We start from the raw sequence: 19,070 nt of genomic DNA, 5'->3' as shown, positions 1-19,070 counted from the left end.
CGACGAGAACTGGTCGGTGACGCCCACGCTCAACATGCAGCGCACCGAGGCCGACGGCACGTTCAGTTACGACCCCGGCCGCGGCTATCTGAACGTGGCGCGCTTCCGGCCCGACACCTCGGACGACAAGTGGTACCAGGCGGCCGCCACGATCGAGGGCCGGATCGCCAACCTCGATGTCACCTACGCCGGCGCCTACATGCAGCGGTGGCAGGACGGCCAGACCGACTACTCGGACTACGCCTACTTCTACGACACCCTCTACGGCTACGGCGCCTACTGGGTCGACGACGCCGGCAACCCGAACGACATCACCCAGTACTTCCAGTCCAAGGACTACTTCACCAAGCAGTCCCACGAGTTCCGGATCGCGACGCCGGCCGAGAACCGGTTCCGGGTGACGGCCGGCCTGTTCTACCAGCGCCAGACGCACAACATCCAACAGCGCTACAGGATCGACCGGCTGAACGCGGCCAGCGAGGTTCCGATGTGGCCCGACACGATCTGGCTCACCAAGCAGCTGCGCGTCGACCGCGACTACGCCGCCTTCGCTGACGGCTCGTTCGACGTCACCGACAAGCTGACGATCAATGCCGGGATCCGGTTCTTCAAGGCGAAGAACGGGCTCGAGGGCTTCTTCGGCTACGGCGCGGGCTACTCGTCGGGTACGGGTGAGGCGGCGTGCTTCGGCCCGCCGATCGTGCGGGGCAGCCCGTGTACGAACCTCGACCGGCTGACCAAGGACAGCGGCGAGACCTACCGGATCAACGCCCAGTACAAGTTCGACGAAGACCGCATGGTCTACGTGACCTACTCGACCGGCTACCGCCCGGGCGGCGTCAACCGGCGCGGCGGCGATCCCTACGATCCCGACTACCTGAAGAACCTGGAGTTCGGCTGGAAGACCACCTGGCTGAACAACCGCCTGCGGTGGAATGGCGCCGCCTTCCACGGCAAGTGGGACGACTTCCAGTTCTCGTTCCTGGGGCAGAACGGCCTGACCATCATCGCCAACGCCGGCAAGGCGAAGATCAAGGGCGTCGAGACCGACGTCGACTGGCTGCTGACCGAAGGGCTGACCCTCTCAGGTGCGGCCTCGTACATCGACGCCGAACTGGACGAGGACTACCGCAACACGCCCGGCGGCCCGGTCTTGGCGCCCAAGGGCCAGTCGTTGCCGGTCACACCGAAGTTCAAGTTCAACGTCAACGCCCGCTACGAGTGGGCGATCGGCGACATGGACGCCCACGTCCAGGGCTCGCTGGTGCATTCGGGCTCGGCCTTCCCCGACCTGCGCACCGCCGACCGCCTGCTCGTGGGCAAGGTGGGAGGCTACACGGTGGTCGACCTGACGGCCGGCGTGAAGAGCGGCAACTGGCGGGTCGAGGCGTTCGCCAAGAACCTGCTGGGCGAGAAGTACGAGATCGACCGGAACGTCGCGTGCACGATCTGCACCCGCGTCTTCCTCGACCCGGGCCGGCCACGCATCGTCGGCCTCAGGTTCGGCCAGTCGTTCTAGCGGGAAGGGGCGGCGGCGAGAGCCGCCGCCTCACTCCGCCATCGCCTTGGTCCAGATCTCCGGGATGTCGCTCGACGCCTTGCCGGGGAACTTCGGCGGGCGCTTCTCGAGGAAGGCGGCGACGCCTTCCTTCACGTCGGGTCCCGCGCCCAGCACCATCGACAGGTGGCCGTCCACGGCCAGCGCACCCGCCGGGCTGTCCTCGCCCGCGAACTTCCAAAGCATCTGCCGGGCCAGCGCCGCCGACACCGGCGCGGTGTTGGTGGCGATCTCCAGCGCCAGCTCGCGCGCCCGCGGCAAGAGCTGATCGCCCGGGACCACTTCGGCGATCAGCCCGCCCGCCTGCGCGTCGGCGGCCGAGAGCAGGCGGCCGGTCAGGCACCACTTCAGCGCCGTCGGCAGGCCCACCAGCTGCGGCAGGAACCAGGCGCTGCCGGCCTCGGGCACCAGCCCGCGGCGGGCGAACACGAAGCCGATCCGTGCGGTCTCGGACGCGATGCGGATGTCCATCGGGAGGGTCAGCGTCGCGCCCACGCCCACCGCCGCCCCGTTGATCGCTGCGATCGAGGGCTTCTTGCAGCCCATGATCGCGCCCACGAATCCGCCGCCCGTCTGCCGCGGCTTGCCCGGCGCGGCGAAGGCCACCGACCCTGCGGCCTGGGTGTCAAACGCGTCTGCGCCGCCGGAGATGTCGGCCCCCGCGCAGAAACCGCGCCCGGCGCCGGTGACGATCACCACCCGCACCGCATCGTCCTGGTCGGCGCGGTGGAAGGCGTCGGCCAGCTCGGCGCCCATGACACCGGTGTAGGCGTTCAGCTTGTCCGGCCGGTTCAGTGTGACCGTCAGCACCGGGCCCTCGACCTCGTACAGGATCGTCTCGTAGGCCATCGGCTTCCTCCTATTGCGTTGGCCGCATCACGCGCCCTTTACGAGGCGGCAGGTCAACAGCGTGCGGATGCGCTATAGGCGGCCTCGAATGTGGAGCCGGCCCGCCAACCTTCCTGAGCCTTCCTGCGACGACCTCGCCCACGTCGCCCTGCGTGCGACGGCGTGGGCCGATCCCGTGGAGGTGGCCTCGGCCTTCGCGGACGAGATCCACGCGTGCGTGCTGCTGTCGCCGGACGGCTGGTCCTACGTGCTGCGCCGCCCCGACGCCGTGGTGGAGCAGGGGCGCGACCTGCCCGGCCTGCTGGACGCAACCGTGCCGCTCGCCGGCGGGCCGCCGTTCCAGGGCGGCGTCGTCGGCTTGGCCGCCTATGAGCTCTCCGCCGAGCTGGAGGCGACCGCCCCACAGACCCGCGGCGGCGCCTGGCCCGACCTGACGCTCATCCGCTACCCGGCGCTGCTGGCGTTCCATGCGGGCCAGCGCCGGGCGCTCGCCATCGGCCGCGGCGCCGATCCGCGCGCGGCATCCGAGCAGGCCGACCTGGCGCTGACCTGGCTTGACGCCCCGCGGACGAGCGCCCGCCCGGGCGTGCTCGCCGATGCGGTGGCGCTCGCCACCGCCGACGATCACCACGCCGCCGCCGTCGCCCAGACGGTGGATCGCATCGCCACCGGCGAGATCTTCCAGGCGAACCTGGCGCGGCCCTGGCGCGGGACCTTGGCCGCCGGCGCGACGCCCTTCGACCTCTTCCGGCGACTCGCCCGGCAGAGCGTCGCGGGCTATGCGGCCTATCTGCGCCTGCCGGGCCGCGCGCTGGTCTCCAACTCGCCCGAGCGGTTCCTGTCAGTGCGGCCCGGCGCGGGCGGTCTCTGGGTCGAGTCCGACCCGATCAAGGGCACGCGGCCCCGCGGCGTCGATCCGGCGGCAGACGCGGTGCTCGCCGCCGAGCTTCAGGCCAGCGAGAAGGATCGCGCCGAGAACCTCATGATCGTGGACCTTATGCGCAACGACCTGGCCCGCGTCTCCACGCCCGGCACCGTGCGGGTCCCCGAGCTGTGGAGCCTGAAGAGTTACGCCAACGTCCACCACCTGGTCTCGCGGGTGCGCGCCCGGCTCGCGCCCGGTCGCTCGGCCTGGGACGCCTTCCTCGCCGCCTTCCCGCCGGGCTCGGTCACCGGCGCGCCCAAGCTGCAGGCCATGAAGGTGATCGCCGACTACGAGTCGCCGCGCGGTCCCTACTGCGGCAGCCTGTTCTGGGCCGGCGTCGACGGGTCGCTCGAGGCCAGCGTGCTGATCCGAACCGTGGCGCTGCTCGAAAATGCGGCGGGCTGGTCGTTCGAAGCCCGCGCGGGCGGCGGCATCGTCGCCGACAGCGATCCGGCGGCCGAAGTCGCGGAGACCACCGCCAAGATCGGCGCCATCCTGAAGGCGCTGACGGGGCCCGAATGACCAGCATCGACGTCGACGACCGCGGCTTCACGCTGGGCCACGGCCTGTTCGAGACCGTGCTGTGGGCTGAGGGCGCGCTGGCCCACTGGGACGACCACGCGTTCCGGATGTTCCGCGGCTGCCGCAACCTCGACCTGCCGCCGCCTGACCCGGCCGCCCTGCGCGCCGCGGCCGAGGCGGCGCTGGCGGCGGCGGGTTCGCCCGAGCGCGCCGCCGTGCGGCTGAACTGGAGCGCCGGCCCCGGCCACCGTGGCCTCGATCCGCCGGCCGATCCCAAGCCGCGGCTGACCGCCAAGGCCTCGCCGCTCGGGGCGCCGCCCGGCCCCGCGCGCCTGGTGACGACCCGCGTCCGGCGCAACGAGCACTCGCCCACGTCGCGGGTGAAGTCGCTGTCCTACCTCGACAACGTGCTGGCCCGGGCCGAGGCGCGGGCCGCTGGCGGCGACGAGGCCCTGATGCTGAATACCGCCGGCGATGTCGCCTGCGCGGCCGCCGCCAACGTCTTCTGGCTGCGCCACGACGAGGTGTTCACGCCTGCCCTGGAGTGCGGCGTGCTGGACGGGATCATGCGCCGCCAGGCCATTGCCGCCGCCCGCGACCTGGGCCTGCCGGTCCAGGAAGTGGCCGCCAACCTCGGTCGCATCGCCGGCGCGCCGATGTTCCTCACCAACAGCCTGATCGGCGTGCGGCTGGTCGCGAGCCTGGACGGCCGCGAGCTGGCGGCCTCGCCGCTCGTCGTGGCCATCGCCAAGGCGGTCAGTCGAGCGCGGTGATCACCTGCCGCAGCACCGTGACGAGGCGGTCGATCTCGGCCTCGGCGACGATCAGCGGCGGCGACATGGCCAGGGTGTCGCCGGTGGCGCGGATCAGGATGCCCGCCTCGAACGCCGCCACCATCGCCGCATAGCCGCGCGATCCCACCGGCGCGCCGGCCTTCGGCTCCAGGTCGATGCCGGCCATCAGGCCCAGGTTGCGGATGTCGGTGACCCGCGGCGCGTCCTTCAGCGAATGCACCGCCTCCGCCCACGTGTCCGCCAGCCCCGCGGCCCGCTCGAACAAGCCCTCGCGCCGGTAGATCTCCAGCGTCGCCAGCCCCGCCGCGCACGCGACGGGATGACCCGAGGAGGTGTAGCCGTGGAAGAACTCCATGGCGGTCTCCGACGCGTCGATCACCGCGTCGTGGACCTCGCGCTGGACGAACACCGCGCCCATGGGGACGACGCCGTTGGTGATGCCCTTGGCGGTGGTCATGATGTCGGGGGTGACGCCGAACCAATGGCCCGCGAACGGCGCGCCCAGGCGGCCGAACCCTGTGATCACCTCGTCGAAGATCAGCAGGATGCCGTGGCGGTCACAGATCGCCCGCAGCCGTTCGAGGTAGCCCTTGGGCGGCACGATCACGCCCGCCGACCCCGCCACCGGCTCGACCATCACCGCCGCCAGGGTGTCGCCGTGCAGCGCCACCAGCTTCTCGAGGTCGTCGGCGAACTCCGCGCCGTGCTCGGGCAGGCCCTTTGTGAAGGCGTTGCGGTCCACGTCCAGGGTGTGGCGGATGTGGTCCGACGGCAGCAGCGGATAGATGCGCCGGTTGTTCACCAGACCGCCCGCCGAGATGCCGCCGAAACCGACCCCGTGGTAGCCCTTCTCGCGGCCGACGATCTTGGTCCGCTGCCCCTGGCCGCGCGCGCGGTGATAGGCCATGGCGATCTTCAGCGCCGTGTCCGCCGACTCCGACCCGGAGTTCGTGAAGAACACCCGGTCCAGCCCCGCCGGCGCGATGGCCGCCAGCGCCGAGGCGAAGTCGAAGCTGATCGGGTGGCCCATCTGGAAGGACGGCGCGTAGTCCAGGCTCATCAGCTGCTGGTTCACCGCCGCGGCGATCTCGGGCCGCGCGTGGCCGGCGTTGACGCACCAGAGGCCCGACGTCCCGTCCAGGACCTCGCGGCCGTCTTCCGAGCGGTAGTACATGCCCTTGGCCGCCACCACGAGCCGCGGCGCGGCCTTGAACTGGCGGTTGGCCGTGAACGGCATCCAGTGGGTCGAGAGGTCCGGGCGGTTGTCGCGGTCGTAGGCCATGGTGCTCCTCTTCGGCCTCTATGAAGCCAGCTTCGCTCCCGGCCGGCTAGTCCTGCGACGCCAGCGGCCGGAAGCCGGGGCCGAGCGAGCGGGCGGGGCGTCCGAACAGGCCGACCAGCGCCGTCGCCGCCGCCACGAGGCCGCACACGAAGGCGGTCATCGCCGGTCCCAGCGCCGGCAGCACGAACGGTCCGATCGCCGTGGTCGCCATCATCGCGCCGATCACCAGCACCAGGCGCAGGCGCAGCACGGCCGCATAGTCGTCGCTGGAGAGCCGGGTCGAGAAGAAGGTCAGCATCTGCAGGCCGGCGACCGCGTGGGCCACGCCCATCACCAGCGCGGGCGCGACCATGGCGGCCAGCCGGACGCCCGGCGGCAGCATGGCGGCGGCTCCGATCAACGCCTGGGCCACGCCGATCACCACATAGCCTTCGAACTGCCGCCGCAGCGGCCGCTTGGGGTCGGTCAGCACGACCAGCGGCCCGGCCAGCAGTTCCGCGGCCGCCGCTGCGCCGAACACGATCGCCACGCCCGCCAGGCCGCTCGCGCCGTCGCTTTCGGCGAAGATCAGCGGCACCGCGACGGTGAAGCCGAGCGCGTACGACCCGCCCCGCACGCCGGTCGTGATCAGCGCGCTCCAGACGCCGGGGCAGGCGTTGGCGGCGTGCACGCCCCGCGCCAGCCGGCGGAAGAACCCGGGCTTCGGGCCGTGGTCACGCGGCGCATCCAGCCGCCGTCCCACCGCCGCCAGCGCGCCCGCCGAGGCCAGGAAGCTCACCGCGTTGGCCGTCAGCAGGTGGATCGCCGGCAGCACCGACATCACCGCCGCCGCCAGGAACGGCCCGCCGGCCTGCGCCACCCGGATGGTGCTGTCGAAGAGGCCGTTGGCGGCGCGCAATTCCCCCGGCGGCGTCAGCGAGGGCACGCTCGCCAGCAGCACCGGGCGGTGCGCGCCGCCGATGAGGCCCAGCAGCACGCTGATCGCTACGAGCAGCGGGAACGTCAGTCCCGACGCGGTGGCCGCGACCACCACGGCGGCGCACGCGAGCGCGGCCAGCACGTCAGCGCCAATCAGGAACCCCCGCCGGGGCAGCGCCTCGGCCATGGGCCCGCCCAGGATGCTCACCGCCAGCACCGCCGCCGACGACGCGGTCACCAGGAGCGACGCGTTCGGCCCCGCCAGCTCCGCAGCCAGCCACAGCGCGCCCACGCGATAGAGCTCGCCCCCCAGCGCCGACAGCGCGAGGCCCACCCACAGGACCCGGACGTGCCGGTCCCGCAACAACTCCACATACGGATGGCTCATGGGACGCGAATCAGGCCGCCGAGTCGCGCAGGTTGTGAATGAGGGCTCGCCTGCATCGCGTGCAGGAACGTCTTGCCTTCCGCGGCGGCCAAGCGGGAAGGTGCCGCCAACGACCGGCGGGAACCGGCTGGCGGGAGGGAAACGCCCATGCGCTTCGGCATCTTCTACGAGCACCAGCTGCCCCGGCCCTGGAACCCGGGCGACGAGGCGAAGCTGTTCCACGACGCGCTGGAACAAGTGCAGCTCGCCGACCGGCTGGGCTACGACTACGCCTGGGAGGTCGAGCATCACTTCCTCGAGGAGTACTCGCACTCCTCCGCCCCCGAGGTGTTCCTGGCCGCCTGCGCGGCGCTCACCAAGACCATCCGGCTGGGCCACGGCATCCGCCAGGTGATCCCCAACTACAACCACCCGGCCCGCACGGCCGAAGGGCTGGGCACGCTGGATATCGTCTCGAACGGCCGGCTCGACTTCGGGATCGGGGAGGGGGCCACGCGGCTGGAGCTGGGCGGCTTCGCCATTCCGGCCAAGGAGAAGCGGGCGCTGGCGCTGGAGGCCGCCGAGCAGATCGCCAACATGATGGTGATGGAGCCCTACCCTGGCTACGAGGGCCGCGGCTTCTCGTTCCCCTGCCGCAACATCGTGCCGAAGCCCATGCAGAAGCCGCATCCGCCGATGTGGATGGCCTGCACCAACCGCGACACGATCAAGATCGCCGCCGCCAACGGCATCGGCGCGCTGGCCTTTTCGTTCCTCGACCCCGAGGAGGCCAAGACCTGGGCAGAGATCTACTACGGCATCATCAAGTCCGAGGACTGCGTGCCGGTCGGGCATTCGGTGAACGCGCAACTCGCCATGGTGTCGAACTTCTCGGTCCACCCGGACCGCGACGAGGCGATCCGGCGCGGGCAGGAGGGCTTCGAGTTCTTCTCCTATGCCGTGAACGCCCTGGTGGCGCACGACGTGCTCCCCGGCCGCTCGACCCTGTTCGAGGACTTCCAGAAGAGCCGCGCGGCCAGCGACGACGAGATCATCGCCGCCCGCAAGGCTGCCAAGTACAACGCCAACGGCATCGGCACGCCCGACGACATCCGCGAGCACATCGCGGGCTTCCAGGCCGCCGGCGTCGACCAGGTGATCTTCCTGCAGCAGGCCGGCCGCAACCGCCACGATCACATCTGCGAGGCTCTGGAGCTGTTCGCCGCCGAGGTGATGCCCGCCTTCAAGGCCCAGGTCGCCGAACGCGAGGCGAAGAAGGCCGCCGAGCTCGCCCCCTACATTGAGGCCGCCATGGCCCGGAAGCGCTGGATGGCCCCGCTGGAGGACCACGAGATCCCCGTCGTCCCGGCCTCCCGCCCAAAGGCCCAGATCAACGAGGCGGTGCGGTAGGTCTCTACCGCGTCCAACCCGGCTGGCCGATGCCGTGGGTGCGGCATTCGCGGCCATGCAGGCAGACCTCGCGGAACTGCCACAGCCAGGCGGCGGTCGGCGCGTTGACCCAGCCGCCGCGGGCGAACATCCGCAGGAGCGGCGGGCCGCCGTCGGGGTTGTTCAGCCGCTTGGGCGACAGCGGGTGGTCCAGGTCGGCCAGCGGCACGAACCAGGCCTGCTCCACCTCGCGCGGGTCGGGTATCAGCATCAGCCGCCGCTGGGTCCAGAACACCACCGGCGTCACCACATGGCCGCCCAGGGTGACGAAGTCGTCCAGCAGGCCCAGCGCCGCGCTGCGCGGCAGCCGCACGCCCACCTCCTCCTCGGTCTCGCGGCGGGCCGCGTCGATCGGGTCCTCGCCGGGCTCGATGCCGCCGCCGGGGAGCGCATAGTTGCCGGCGCCTCTACGCATGTGCATCGCCCGCCGGGTCAGCAGATAGGCCGGCCCCTCGTCGGTGGGCGAGATGACGATGGCGACGGCAGCGCGGCGGCGGCCCTCCGGGTCGATCTCCAACCGCGCGAAGGTCTGGAAGTGGCGCGCGATGCGGGCCTTCAGCGCGCGCACGGTCAGTACGCCCCCGCCGGGGCGCGCGGCCGGATCTCCCACTCGAAGGCCGCGTCGCCCCGGTCCAGCCGCCGGCGCACGTCCAGCACCAGGAACCGGTCGTGGACGGCGAGCAGCCCCTCCAGCAGCCCGTTCCAACCCTCGAACACGCTGTCGGGCACGTTCGCGACGCCGCGCATCAGCCGCCAGCTGGTCTGCCGCACGACGGCGCCGCTGCGGCCGATCTCCACCTCGCAGGCGTCGTCCTGCCCTGTGGCCAGCCTGCCCATCAGCAGCGCGAAGCCCTCGGCCCCCGGCTTGGCGTCCAGTATCGCGGCGATCTCGGCGTAGAACTGCATGCCGATCAGCCGCCCGGTCACGCGGCCCAGGTGCGCAGCCTCCGCCGGTCCGAAGATCTCGGCCAGGATCGGCAGGGCGTTCTTCACGTACTCCATCGCGTAGTTGCGGTTGGCCTTCGCCAGCCGCTCGGGCGTCCAGGCCGCCTCGTCCAGCTTCGGCGCCGCGGTGGGATCGAAGCGCGGCGGCAGCTCGCCCGGCGAGAAGCGCAGCCGTTCTTCCGGCTGAAGCTCCCGGTCGTGCTCCAGGAAGTAGCCCGACAGCCCCGGCTGCCCGTCCGTGGTCTGCTGGCAGCAGACGAAGCCCAGGCGCGGGTTGCCCAGGCTGGGTCCGTTCTGCGCATACCAGCCGCGCAGCACGCCGCGGCTCACCTCGCTCGGGATGCCGCAGATCGCCGCCCCGTCGTAGATCCAGCGCGGCGGCACGAAGTGGACCCAGGCCTTGGCGTCGCTCTCGCGCACGAACTCGACGCTCACCCCGCCGATGCGGTTCGACAGGTAGTGGTAGCCGGCCGCCTTCACCGGGTCGGGCAGGCCATCCAGCCCCAGCTTGCCTAGGCTGGAGAGGAACTTCTCGTGGTGCTGCTTGCGGAACAGCCGGAAGGTCAGCTCGCCCGCGTCGGCGGCGCTGCGCCGCGTCACGACCGTCAAAAGGAGGCCGGTGAAATAGCGGTGGTAGAGGGTGCCGGCGGCGCGCCAGCCGGTCGAAGCGTCCATACCCGCCAGCCTAGCGCGGGTTCCCCAGCGTCGCGCACTGCTTCGCGGCGAACGTCTTCGGCGGCGTCGTCTCGCCCTCGGGGATGTCGCGGCGGAACGTGAACGACGCCAGGAGCGGCGTCTCCACCTCCGAGAAGATGTCGGCCGGGATGGCCCGCAGCTCGGCGATCACGTCGATGCGCCCGGGCGGTTCCAGCGTGAGCCCGAACGTCCACGGCGTGTTCGGCGTCTTGCGGCGCAGGACCAGGGTGCCGCTGTTCGGCGCGTTGCCCCTGGAGCTCTCGTTCACCAGGCCCTCGCCCTTGATATTGTAGAGGACGTCGGCTTCGCCGTCGGCCTCCAGCCAGAGCTTGAGCTCGTGGTAGTCGTCCTCGCCGATCGTCTCGCCGATCCAGGCGCAGACCTGCACGGCGTGGGCTGGGCCGGCGATGGCGGCCGCGCCCATGATACCGGCGAACAGCGTCCTCAGCATGCGGTGGCCTCCCCGTCGTTCAGCTTACGGCGTTTGCGGACCGCGGGCGATTGGAGTCATGCTGGCCGCAAAGGGAGACCCGCCATGGCCGACGGCGCGAGCGGACTTGGGGACCAGGCGCGGGCCGAGGCCTATGCGCTGCCGCTGGAAGACCTCAACCCGGGCGATCCCGAGCTCTTCCGCACCGACACCCACTGGCCCTACTTCGAGCGCCTGCGCGCCGAGGCGCCCGTCCACTGGTGCAAGGAGTCGGAGTTCGGGTCGTACTGGTCCGTTACGCGCTACAACGACATCATGTCGGTGGACACCAACCACCAGGTCTTCTCGTCTGGGGCGGCGCTGGGCGGCATCACCATCCGCGACGCCCGGCCTGACCTGCGCCGGCCCAGCTTCATCGCCATGGACCCGCCCAAGCACGACGTGCAGCGCAAGACCGTGAGCCCGATCGTCGCCCCGGCGAACCTCGCCGTCATGGAGCCGATCATCCGCGAACGGGCGGGAAGGATCCTCGACGAGTTGCCCGTCGGCGAGGTCTTCAACTGGGTCGACCGCGTCTCCATCGAGCTCACGACCCAGATGCTGGCCACGCTGTTCGACTTCCCGTTCGAGGAGCGGCGGCGGCTCACCCATTGGTCGGATGTCGCCACCTGTCTGCCGATGCCCGGCGCGCTCTGCGAGACCGAGGACGCGCGCCAGGCCGAGTTGATGGAATGCCTGGCCGTCTTCACCGACCTCTGGAACCAGCGGGTCAACAAGCCCCCGGCCGGCGACCTCGTCTCGATGATGGCCCACAGCGACGCCACCCGGGACATGACGCCCGACGAATACCTCGGGAACATCATCCTGCTGATCGTCGGCGGCAACGACACCACCCGCAACTCGATCAGCGGCGGCCTCTATGCCCTCAACAAGTTCCCGGCAGAGTACGACAAGCTGCGCGCCAACCCGGGCCTCATCCCCAACATGGTGCCCGAGATCATCCGCTGGCAGACGCCGCTCGCCCACATGCGCCGCACCGCGCTCGTCGACACCGAGATCGCCGGCCAGCCCATCGCCAAGGGCGACAAGGTCGTCATGTGGTACGTCTCGGGCAACCGCGACGAGGCTGTGATCGAGAACCCCGAGGCCTTCCGCATCGACCGCGAACGGCCCCGCCAGCACCTGTCGTTCGGCTTCGGCATCCACCGCTGCGTCGGCAACCGCCTGGCCGAGCTGCAGCTCAAGATCGTCTGGGAAGAGATCCTCAAGCGCTTCCGCCACATCGAGGTCGTCGCCGAACCCAAGCGCGTCCGCTCCAGCTTCGTGAAGGGCTACGAAGAGCTGCCCGTCGTCATCCACGCCTAGGCGCGGACGAGGTGGACTCCTTGATCTTCTGGATGGCGGGCGTGGTCGTGCTCGCCGTCGGCTATCTCCTCGGGTCCACGCCCACGGGCTATTTGGCGGGGAAGCTGCTGAGGGGCATCGATATCCGCGAGCACGGCTCCAAATCCACGGGAGCCACGAACGCACTGCGGACCCTGGGAATATGGCCGTTCTTCGCAGTGCTCCTGGTGGACGTGCTGAAAGGCGTGGCGGCGATCGTCTTTGCCCGCTGGTTCTATTCCTGGGTCTACGCACTGCCGTCCGTGACGCCACCGACGGCGCCCGATCTGCAAACCTGGACGCCTTGGGCTATCTGCCTGGCCGGGCTTGCCGCGTTGCTGGGGCACAGCCGTTCGATCTGGCTGAATTTCACCGGCGGCAAGTCTGTCGCAGCGGGGTTGGGCGTGCTGCTGGCGATGGCTTGGCCGGTCGGCCTGGGGGCCTTGGCCGTGTTTGGTGTCGCGGTGGCGGTCTTCCGGATCGTGTCCCTGGGTTCGATGCTCGCGGCGCTGACGGCGATCGCCCTGATCTTCGCCTTGGAGCAACCCCTGCCCTATCGGCTGCTGGTCATCGCCGGCGGGGCCTACGTGATCGTCCGCCACCGCGCCAACATCCGGCGGCTGCTGGCGGGGACGGAGCCGCGCGTGGGGCCAGGCAGCCCCGTGACCTGACTTCAGATCAGGAACTGGCGCTCGGGATCGTCCTGCGGGACCAGGGTCCCGTCGGCCATCCTCACCACCGCTCCGTCCGGGGCGTATTGCAGGATGTAAGCCTTGCGCACGGCGTCGCTGGTGTTCGGTCCCGTCCGGTGCGGGGCCAGCGACGAGAACACCACCACGTCACCCACCTTCGCCGGCGCCGGGACGGCGCCCGGCGCGCGCTCCAGGCAGACGAGGCCGATCTCGGTGGGCCAGTGCTCCAGCGTCCCCAGCTTGTGCAGGCCGGGCGCAATCCACGGGCAGCCGTTCGTCTCGTCCACGTCCACCAGCGGCGTCCAGAACGTCAGGTACTGCTGTGGTTCGACGAACGAGTAGCCGTTGTCCTGGTGCCAGGGGAATTCCTGGGCCTTCTCGGTCTTCTTGTAGACCGCCTGGTCCCAGTAGAGCCGCACAGCCGGTCCAATGAGGTCGTGGCAGACGTCGCGGATCGCCGGGTGGGCCGAGAAGGCCTTCAGCGCCGCCGATTTCTTGACCAGGTGCAGGGTGAAGGTGATCGCGTCGGCGTCGGTGAGGCGCACCTTGCCCCCCTTCGCTTTGGCATAGGCGACATGTGCCTCCTCGAACGGGTCGATCGCAGCCCGCACCGCGGCGATCTCCTCGGCGGTGAAGGCATTCCGCAGTACGAAGAAGCCGTCCGCGTTGAACTGGTCGACCTCGGCCGGGGTGAGGCGCTTCAGCCCCTCGCGCCGCGCCTTCACCCACGCGAAGTCCCGGTTCAGAGGATGCCTGCGCGCACCGGCCTCCGGCAGCTTTCCTGCGTCGTCCATGGCCGACAGCAAATCCCGCCGATAGGCCGGAGTCGAGCCCCAACGCAAGTTCGCGCAACCGCGCTCGCGTAGCGTGAGCATCCGATACCAATCAATCTCGAATTGTCTCCGCTCGCTGTCGTTGTATGGTGAACCGGTGAGTGTTTGAGTGGCTGGGGGCAGCGACTCGGTGAAAGCGCCGGCGTGGAAGATGTTCAGGGGTATTCCATCGCCGATGGCGGTGCTTGCGGGCGTCGTGGGCGGCAGCCTGCTGGTCCTCGGCCGCATCCCGCTGCAGACCCTCCTCGGTCCGAACGCACCCTTCATCATGGCGTGGCCGGGGATCTTGCTGGCCGCCTTCCTGGGGGGCTTCTGGCCCGCGGTCCTGGTGACCGGGCTCAGCATGCCGGTGGCGCAATGGGCGCTGAAGACCGCCGACGCGAGGCCGATCGGCCCCGTCGGCCTGATCATCTTCGCCGCGTTCGGCCTCGTCTTCGCGATCGCGGGCGAGGCGCGGCTGCGCGGCCTCCGGCAAGCCCGACTCTATGCGGAGCGCCTGGCGCGGACCCAGGAACAGCTCGTCCAAGTGGCCCGTCTGAACGCCATGGGCGAGATGGCCGGCTCGCTGGCGCATGAGCTCAACCAGCCGCTCACCGCCATCGGAAACTACATCAGCGCCGCACAGCAGCTGGTAGGCCGCGACCCCTCCAACCCAAGGGTGACCGAGCTCCTGCAGAAGGCCGGCGACCAGACGATCCGCGCCGGCCAGATCGTCGCCCGGGTGCGCGCCAACGTCGACCGCGGCGAGATCGAAGCCTCGGAACATTCGCTGGCAGGCCTCGTGCAGGAGGCGGTCGACGTCGCCACCGCCGGCGTCGCGCGGGACGGCGTCGCGATCCGCTACGACTTCGACCGCGTCGCCGACGCGGTGATGGCCGACCGCATCCAGGTCCAGCAGGTGGTGCTGAACCTCGTGCGCAACGCGGTCGAGGCCATGGCCCAGTCCCCGCGGCGCGAGCTGCGGATCGGCAGCCGGGCGACCGACCCGGGCTTCCTGGAGGTGCACGTCGCCGACACCGGGCCGGGCATCGCCCCCCACGTCGCCGATCGCCTGTTCCAGCCGTTCGTCTCGGGCAAGGCGGATGGCATGGGCGTCGGCCTTTCGATCTCCCGCAACATCATCGAGGCGCACGGCGGCCGCCTCTGGGCCAGCGACAACAGCGACGGCGGCGCCACCTTCCACTTCAGCCTGCCGCGGCCCGCCGCGCCGGCGGAGGCCTGAGGCCATGCCTGTCGTTCATGTCATCGACGACGACGATGCGGTGCGCGAGTCGCTGGCGCTGCTCATGGAAGCCGCGGGACTGACCGCCCACGCCTACGCCTGCGCCGAGGACTTCCTGGACGCCGTCGAGCGGGCCGCGCCTGGCTGCGTGATCACCGACGTGCGCATGCCCGACATGAGCGGCATCGATTTGCTGCACAGGCTCAGCGACCGGCTGGACCAGTTCCCGGTGATCGTGCTGACCGGCGAGGCTGACGTGCCGATGGCCGTCGAGGCGTTGAAGGGCGGTGCGCTGGACCTGATCGAGAAGCCGTACGCCGCCGGGGCCATCCTCGCGGCGGTGACCGGCGCGCTGCGCCAGCTCGAGACGCGCCGGGAGCGCACCAGCCGTCGCGCCGAGAGCTCCCAGCGCCTGGCCGCGTTGTCGGCCCGCGAGCGCGAGGTGCTGCAGGGCCTTCTGGCCGGCAACTCCAACAAGGAGATCGCCCGCGACCTGGCGATCAGCCCGCGCACCGTCGAGGCCTACCGCGCCAACCTGATGATGAAGATGGGCGCGGAGAGCCTGTCCGAACTGGTACGCATGAGCCTGGACGCGGAGGGGTCGGAGTAGGGGCTGCGCAGTGCCCACTCAACATTGTCATCCCGGTTTTGGCCGCAGGCCAAAGACCGGGACCCATTGAGCGCTGCGCTGGGAAGGATGCTCAGCGTCGCCGCTCACGCCCTTCCACGAACTCAGAGTCCAATGGGTCCCGGTCTTCGCCTGGCGGCGAAACCGGGATGACAAACGTGGGTGTGCAGCGGTTCTCCGCTCAGCCCCGCCCCAGCGCCTCGCTCACCGCGTCGATGAACGCGTCCGGCGCGAAGGGTTTCTCGATCAGCGCCGTGGCGCCGCGCGCCACGGCCTCGGCCGCCATGGCGCGCCCGCCGCGGGCGGTGGCGACGATCACCGGCAGGGTGTGGCCGCGGGCCCGCAGCGCGGCCAGGAGTTCGAGGCCGTTCATGCCCGGCATCTGCACATCGGTCACAACGCAACCCTCGGCCCCGTCGGCCAGCGCCGCGAGGAAGGCGCGCGCCGACGCATAGGTCTCGACCGGCACGCCGCGGATCTCCAGCAGCACCGCCAGCGAGTCCCGGACGGCGTCGTCGTCGTCGATAATGTGGACGGCCCGGGGGTGGTCCATGCGCGGGGGAATCCGTTTCGCGGACGCTGTCGTTGCGACCCGCAATGTCCCCGGGACCGGCGGATTTCGAAATCCCGGTCGGTCCCCTACGGGAAACTACGGTAGCCCCAGGCCTACCCCTTCGACGGCCTGGCCGTGCTGCCGCGGACCGCCAGCGCATGCGGTAGCGTCACGTGCTCCAGCGCCTGGGCGCGGCCCGAGAGGATGTCGAGCAGCAGGCGCACCACCTCGTGGCCGATGCGGTCCATGGGCTGACTCACCGTGGTCAGCGGCGGGTCCAGATGCTGGGCGAAGCGGATGTCGTCGAAGCCCACCAGCGACACGTCGTCGGGGCATTTCAGGCCGGCGCGTCGGATCGCCTCCAGCGCGCCCATCGCCATCTCGTCGCTGAAGCAGAAGATCGCCGTCGGCCGTTCGCCCGTGGCCAGCAGGTCGGTGGTCTCGCGCAGGCCCGATTCGATGGAGAAGTCGCCGATGGCCACCCGCAGGCCGCCGGTCCGGCCCGCGGCCTCGGCCGCCTCGCGCACGCCCGCCAGGCGGTCGCGGCTGAGCGGGCTCGCCAGCGGCCCGGTGATGACGCCCACCGCGCGGTGGCCCAGGCCGTAGAGGTGCTCCATCGCCTCGGCGGCGGCCCGCGCATTGTCGATGTGGGCGCCGGAGACGCCCAGGTCGGAGCTGTACTCGCAGCCGTTGACGATCGGCGTCCGCGCGCCCTTCTTCGCCACCATGGGGGCCAGGGTCTGTGGCAGGCGATGACCCAGGAAGATCAGCCCGTCGGCCTCGCGGCGGAGCAGCATCGCCGCATACTCCTCCTCGCGCTCGGCCTCGTGGCGGGTGTCGCCCAGCAGCACCGAGTAGCCGGCCGCCCGCGCCGCCTCCTCCACGCCGCGGATCACCTGGCTGAAGAACGGGTTCGAGATGTCCGGCACCGTGACCAGGATCTTCTCGGTCTTCAGCGTGCGCAGGCTCTTGGCCGCGAAATTCGGCTGGTAGCCGAGGCTCGCCACCGACTTCATCACCCGCGCGCGGGTGGCCTCCGCCACCAGCTCGGGTGCGCTCAGCACCCGAGAGACCGTGGCGGTGGAAACGCCGGCGTCCCGGGCGACGTCTTGAATCGTGGCCATCGCACCGACACTGGCGACAAGGGCAAGTCATTTCAAGGCGCAGCCGTACGGGCGCGACCGGCCGGAATGGATTGCCTCCCGCCAGCACCGTTGCTACGAATGAATTCGATTACATCGGAGGCCGGGACCAACCCCGCCGCGATGCGCCGGAGGCTCTCCCGAGCCTCCGTCACTTTGGGGTTGAGCGCGGTCCGCCGCGCTCTGGCGCCTGGGAGGGGCCGGACTGCATGGGCGTACGCACGCGGCTGTTCGTGATGATGGTGCTCCAGCTCGCCGTCTGGGGCGCCTGGGCGCCGAAGCTGTTCCCCTACATGGGGATGCTGGGCTTCGCGCCCTGGCAGCAGTCGCTGGTCGGCAGCTGCTGGGGCATCGCCGCCGTCGTCGGGATCTTCTTCTCCAACCAGTTCGCCGATCGCAACTTCGCCGCCGAGCGCTTCCTGGCGGTCAGCCACGTCATCGGCGGCCTGGCCCTGGTCGCGGTGGCGTTCTCCACCAGTTTCTGGCCGTTCTTCGCGGCCTACCTCGTCTACAGCCTGCTCTACGTGCCGACCCTGTCGGTCACCAATTCCATCGCCTTCGCCAACCTGAAGGACCCGGCGCGCGAGTTCGGCGTGGTGCGCATGGGCGGGACGGTGGGCTGGATCATGGTCAGCTGGCCCTTCATCTTCCTCCTGGGCGCGCAGGCGACGGCGTCCGAGGTGCGCTGGATCTTCCTGGTCGGCGCCATCGTCTCGTTCGCGCTCGCCGGCTACTCGCTGACCCTGCCGCACACCCCGCCCAAGACCGACGGCGGGCCCGGCGTCGACAAGCTGGCCTGGCGCGAGGCCGTGAAGTTCCTGGGCGTGCCGTTCGTCGCGGTGCTGTTCCTGGTCACCTTCATCGATAGCGTGGTCCACAACGGCTACTTCGTGATGGCCGACGCCTTCCTGACCAACCGGGTGGGCATCGCCGGCAACCTCTCGATGGTGGTGCTCAGCCTCGGCCAGATCGCCGAGATCGTGACCATGCTGATCCTGGGTCCGGTGCTGGTCCGGCTGGGCTGGAAGCTCACCATGATCATCGGGATCCTGGGCCACGCCGCCCGGTTCGCGACCTTCGCGTTCTTCGCCGACAGCGTGCCCACGATCATAGCGGTCCAGCTGCTCCACGGCATCTGCTACGCCTTCTTCTTCGCCACCGTGTACATCTTCGTTGACGCCGCCTTCCCGAAGGACGTCCGGTCCAGCGCCCAGGGCCTGTTCAACCTCCTGATCCTGGGCGTCGGCAATGTGGTGGCGAGCTTCCTGTTCCCGTCGCTGATCGCCCGCTTCACCGCGGACGGCGTGGTCGACTACCAGCGGCTGTTCCTAGCGCCTACGGCCATGGCGCTGGCCGCCGTCCTGCTGCTGGCCGTGTTCTTCCGTCCGCCCGAGCGCGCCCCCCAGGCCGTGGAAGCGGCCGCGTGAGAGGAGATATGAGCGTGCATACCCGCAGGAGCGTCCTTCTGGGAATGGGAGCGGCCATGAGCGCAGCGACGGGGGCCGCCACGGCCCAGCCCTTCTTCAAGCAGGCCGGCCTGCCCATCGGCATCCAGCTCTACACCCTGGGCCCGGCGGCGGCCGTCGACCTCGACGCCTCGCTGAAGTCGCTGGCCGACATCGGCTACAAGACCGTCGAGCTCCCCGGCCTCCTCGGCAAGAGCCCTGCGGACATCAGGGCCGCGCTGGATCGCGCCGGCCTCACGTGCCCCAGCGTCCACATCCAGCCGCGCGGCCGCGGTGGCGCGGACCCCACGCTGGACGGCGACCTCGGCAAGCTGGCGGCCGCCCTGCACGCCTTGGGCGCCAAGGCCGCCGTGGCGCCGATCTGCTTCTTCCCCGACCGGCTCGAACTCAAGCCGCAGGCGGGCGAGGACATGGGC

General features: G+C 70.5%; 18 protein-coding genes and 1 pseudogene. 10 read left to right on the top strand and 9 right to left on the bottom strand.

The features are described 5' to 3' along the window. On the top strand, positions 1 to 1,519 hold a 1,519-nt coding region (locus VGD44_RS10880), incomplete at its 5' end, for a TonB-dependent receptor (RefSeq protein ID WP_331086804.1). A gap of 30 nt (positions 1,520 to 1,549) precedes the next feature. On the opposite strand, the gene VGD44_RS10875 is transcribed toward VGD44_RS10880, so the two are convergent. Continuing rightward, positions 1,550 to 2,407, bottom strand: a complete 858-nt coding sequence (locus tag VGD44_RS10875; protein ID WP_331086802.1) for an enoyl-CoA hydratase-related protein — start codon at positions 2,405 to 2,407, stop codon at positions 1,550 to 1,552. An 88-nt stretch (positions 2,408 to 2,495) separates the two neighbouring features. Between VGD44_RS10875 and VGD44_RS10870 the strand changes: the two genes are divergently transcribed. Continuing rightward, complete coding sequence (locus VGD44_RS10870) at positions 2,496 to 3,854, top strand: anthranilate synthase component I family protein (protein WP_331086800.1); 1,359 nt, start codon at positions 2,496 to 2,498, stop codon at positions 3,852 to 3,854. Further along, positions 3,851 to 4,627 carry an aminotransferase class IV gene (locus VGD44_RS10865; RefSeq protein WP_331086797.1) on the top strand — a complete coding sequence of 259 codons (777 nt, stop codon included), beginning with the start codon at positions 3,851 to 3,853 and terminating at the stop codon, positions 4,625 to 4,627. Before VGD44_RS10870 ends, VGD44_RS10865 begins: the two co-directional genes overlap by 4 nt. Here the strand turns inward: VGD44_RS10865 and VGD44_RS10860 are convergent. Together VGD44_RS10860 and VGD44_RS10855 are read right to left on the bottom strand one after the other, a co-directional pair. Continuing rightward, a complete protein-coding gene (locus tag VGD44_RS10860; protein ID WP_331086795.1) occupies positions 4,611 to 5,930 on the bottom strand; it encodes an aspartate aminotransferase family protein in 1,320 nt (439 codons plus the stop codon). The genes VGD44_RS10865 and VGD44_RS10860 overlap by 17 nt on opposite strands. A 46-nt stretch (positions 5,931 to 5,976) precedes the next feature. Beyond that, entirely contained in the window at positions 5,977 to 7,236 is a 1,260-nt protein-coding gene (locus VGD44_RS10855) for an MFS transporter (RefSeq protein ID WP_331086793.1), read from the bottom strand. 147 nt (positions 7,237 to 7,383) lie between these two features. Between VGD44_RS10855 and VGD44_RS10850 the strand changes: the two genes are divergently transcribed. Next, the gene (locus VGD44_RS10850; RefSeq protein WP_331086791.1) at positions 7,384 to 8,625 is read left to right on the top strand and encodes an LLM class flavin-dependent oxidoreductase; all 1,242 of its coding nucleotides are present in this window, start codon (positions 7,384 to 7,386) and stop codon (positions 8,623 to 8,625) included. Positions 8,626 to 8,629: 4 nt separating this feature from the next. Here VGD44_RS10850 and VGD44_RS10845 read toward each other — a convergent pair whose 3' ends face one another. The 3 genes from VGD44_RS10845 to VGD44_RS10835 are packed head-to-tail and all read right to left on the bottom strand — an operon-like array spanning position 8,630 to position 10,756. Continuing rightward, the gene (locus tag VGD44_RS10845; RefSeq protein WP_331086789.1) at positions 8,630 to 9,232 is read right to left on the bottom strand and encodes a CoA pyrophosphatase; all 603 of its coding nucleotides are present in this window, start codon (positions 9,230 to 9,232) and stop codon (positions 8,630 to 8,632) included. Positions 9,233 to 9,234: 2 nt separating this feature from the next. Continuing rightward, positions 9,235 to 10,284 carry a hypothetical protein gene (locus VGD44_RS10840; protein WP_331086787.1) on the bottom strand — a complete coding sequence of 350 codons (1,050 nt, stop codon included), beginning with the start codon at positions 10,282 to 10,284 and terminating at the stop codon, positions 9,235 to 9,237. 10 nt (positions 10,285 to 10,294) lie between these two features. Beyond that, positions 10,295 to 10,756: a hypothetical protein gene (locus VGD44_RS10835; protein WP_331086786.1), complete on the bottom strand. Its 462-nt coding sequence runs from the start codon at positions 10,754 to 10,756 to the stop codon at positions 10,295 to 10,297. Between the two features lie 84 nt (positions 10,757 to 10,840). Between VGD44_RS10835 and VGD44_RS10830 the strand changes: the two genes are divergently transcribed. After that, positions 10,841 to 12,100, top strand: a complete 1,260-nt coding sequence (locus VGD44_RS10830) for a cytochrome P450 (protein WP_331086784.1) — start codon at positions 10,841 to 10,843, stop codon at positions 12,098 to 12,100. 20 nt (positions 12,101 to 12,120) lie between these two features. Beyond that, positions 12,121 to 12,789: a glycerol-3-phosphate 1-O-acyltransferase PlsY gene (plsY, locus tag VGD44_RS10825; protein WP_331086782.1), complete on the top strand. Its 669-nt coding sequence runs from the start codon at positions 12,121 to 12,123 to the stop codon at positions 12,787 to 12,789. A gap of 2 nt (positions 12,790 to 12,791) precedes the next feature. Here plsY and VGD44_RS10820 read toward each other — a convergent pair whose 3' ends face one another. Beyond that, positions 12,792 to 13,604 (bottom strand): phytanoyl-CoA dioxygenase family protein, encoded by an 813-nt coding sequence (locus VGD44_RS10820; protein ID WP_331086780.1) that lies wholly within the window; start codon positions 13,602 to 13,604, stop codon positions 12,792 to 12,794. A gap of 214 nt (positions 13,605 to 13,818) precedes the next feature. Here VGD44_RS10820 and VGD44_RS10815 point away from each other — a divergent pair, with 214 nt between their 5' ends. Together VGD44_RS10815 and fixJ are read left to right on the top strand one after the other, a co-directional pair. Next, positions 13,819 to 14,865 (top strand): sensor histidine kinase, encoded by a 1,047-nt coding sequence (locus VGD44_RS10815; protein ID WP_331086778.1) that lies wholly within the window; start codon positions 13,819 to 13,821, stop codon positions 14,863 to 14,865. A 4-nt stretch (positions 14,866 to 14,869) separates the two neighbouring features. Beyond that, positions 14,870 to 15,475, top strand: a complete 606-nt coding sequence (fixJ, locus tag VGD44_RS10810; protein WP_331086776.1) for a response regulator FixJ — start codon at positions 14,870 to 14,872, stop codon at positions 15,473 to 15,475. A 199-nt stretch (positions 15,476 to 15,674) separates the two neighbouring features. Here fixJ and VGD44_RS10805 read toward each other — a convergent pair whose 3' ends face one another. Both VGD44_RS10805 and VGD44_RS10800 read right to left on the bottom strand, forming a co-directional pair. After that, positions 15,675 to 16,046: a response regulator transcription factor gene (locus VGD44_RS10805; protein ID WP_331086774.1), complete on the bottom strand. Its 372-nt coding sequence runs from the start codon at positions 16,044 to 16,046 to the stop codon at positions 15,675 to 15,677. Between the two features lie 113 nt (positions 16,047 to 16,159). After that, positions 16,160 to 17,170, bottom strand: a complete 1,011-nt coding sequence (locus tag VGD44_RS10800) for a LacI family DNA-binding transcriptional regulator (protein ID WP_331086772.1) — start codon at positions 17,168 to 17,170, stop codon at positions 16,160 to 16,162. 227 nt (positions 17,171 to 17,397) lie between these two features. Here VGD44_RS10800 and VGD44_RS10795 point away from each other — a divergent pair, with 227 nt between their 5' ends. Both VGD44_RS10795 and VGD44_RS10790 read left to right on the top strand, forming a co-directional pair. After that, on the top strand, positions 17,398 to 18,615 hold the full coding sequence (locus tag VGD44_RS10795) for an MFS transporter (protein WP_331086769.1): 1,218 nt from the start codon (positions 17,398 to 17,400) through the stop codon (positions 18,613 to 18,615). Between the two features lie 56 nt (positions 18,616 to 18,671). After that, a pseudogene (locus tag VGD44_RS10790) lies at positions 18,672 to 19,070 on the top strand (sugar phosphate isomerase/epimerase); the annotation flags it as partial.

The organism is Phenylobacterium sp. (assembly GCF_036402295.1).
Taxonomy (GTDB): Bacteria; Pseudomonadota; Alphaproteobacteria; order Caulobacterales; family Caulobacteraceae; genus Phenylobacterium.
The sequence above is the reverse complement of the archived record's forward strand: the minus strand, read 5'-3'. Positions and strand labels throughout refer to the sequence as shown.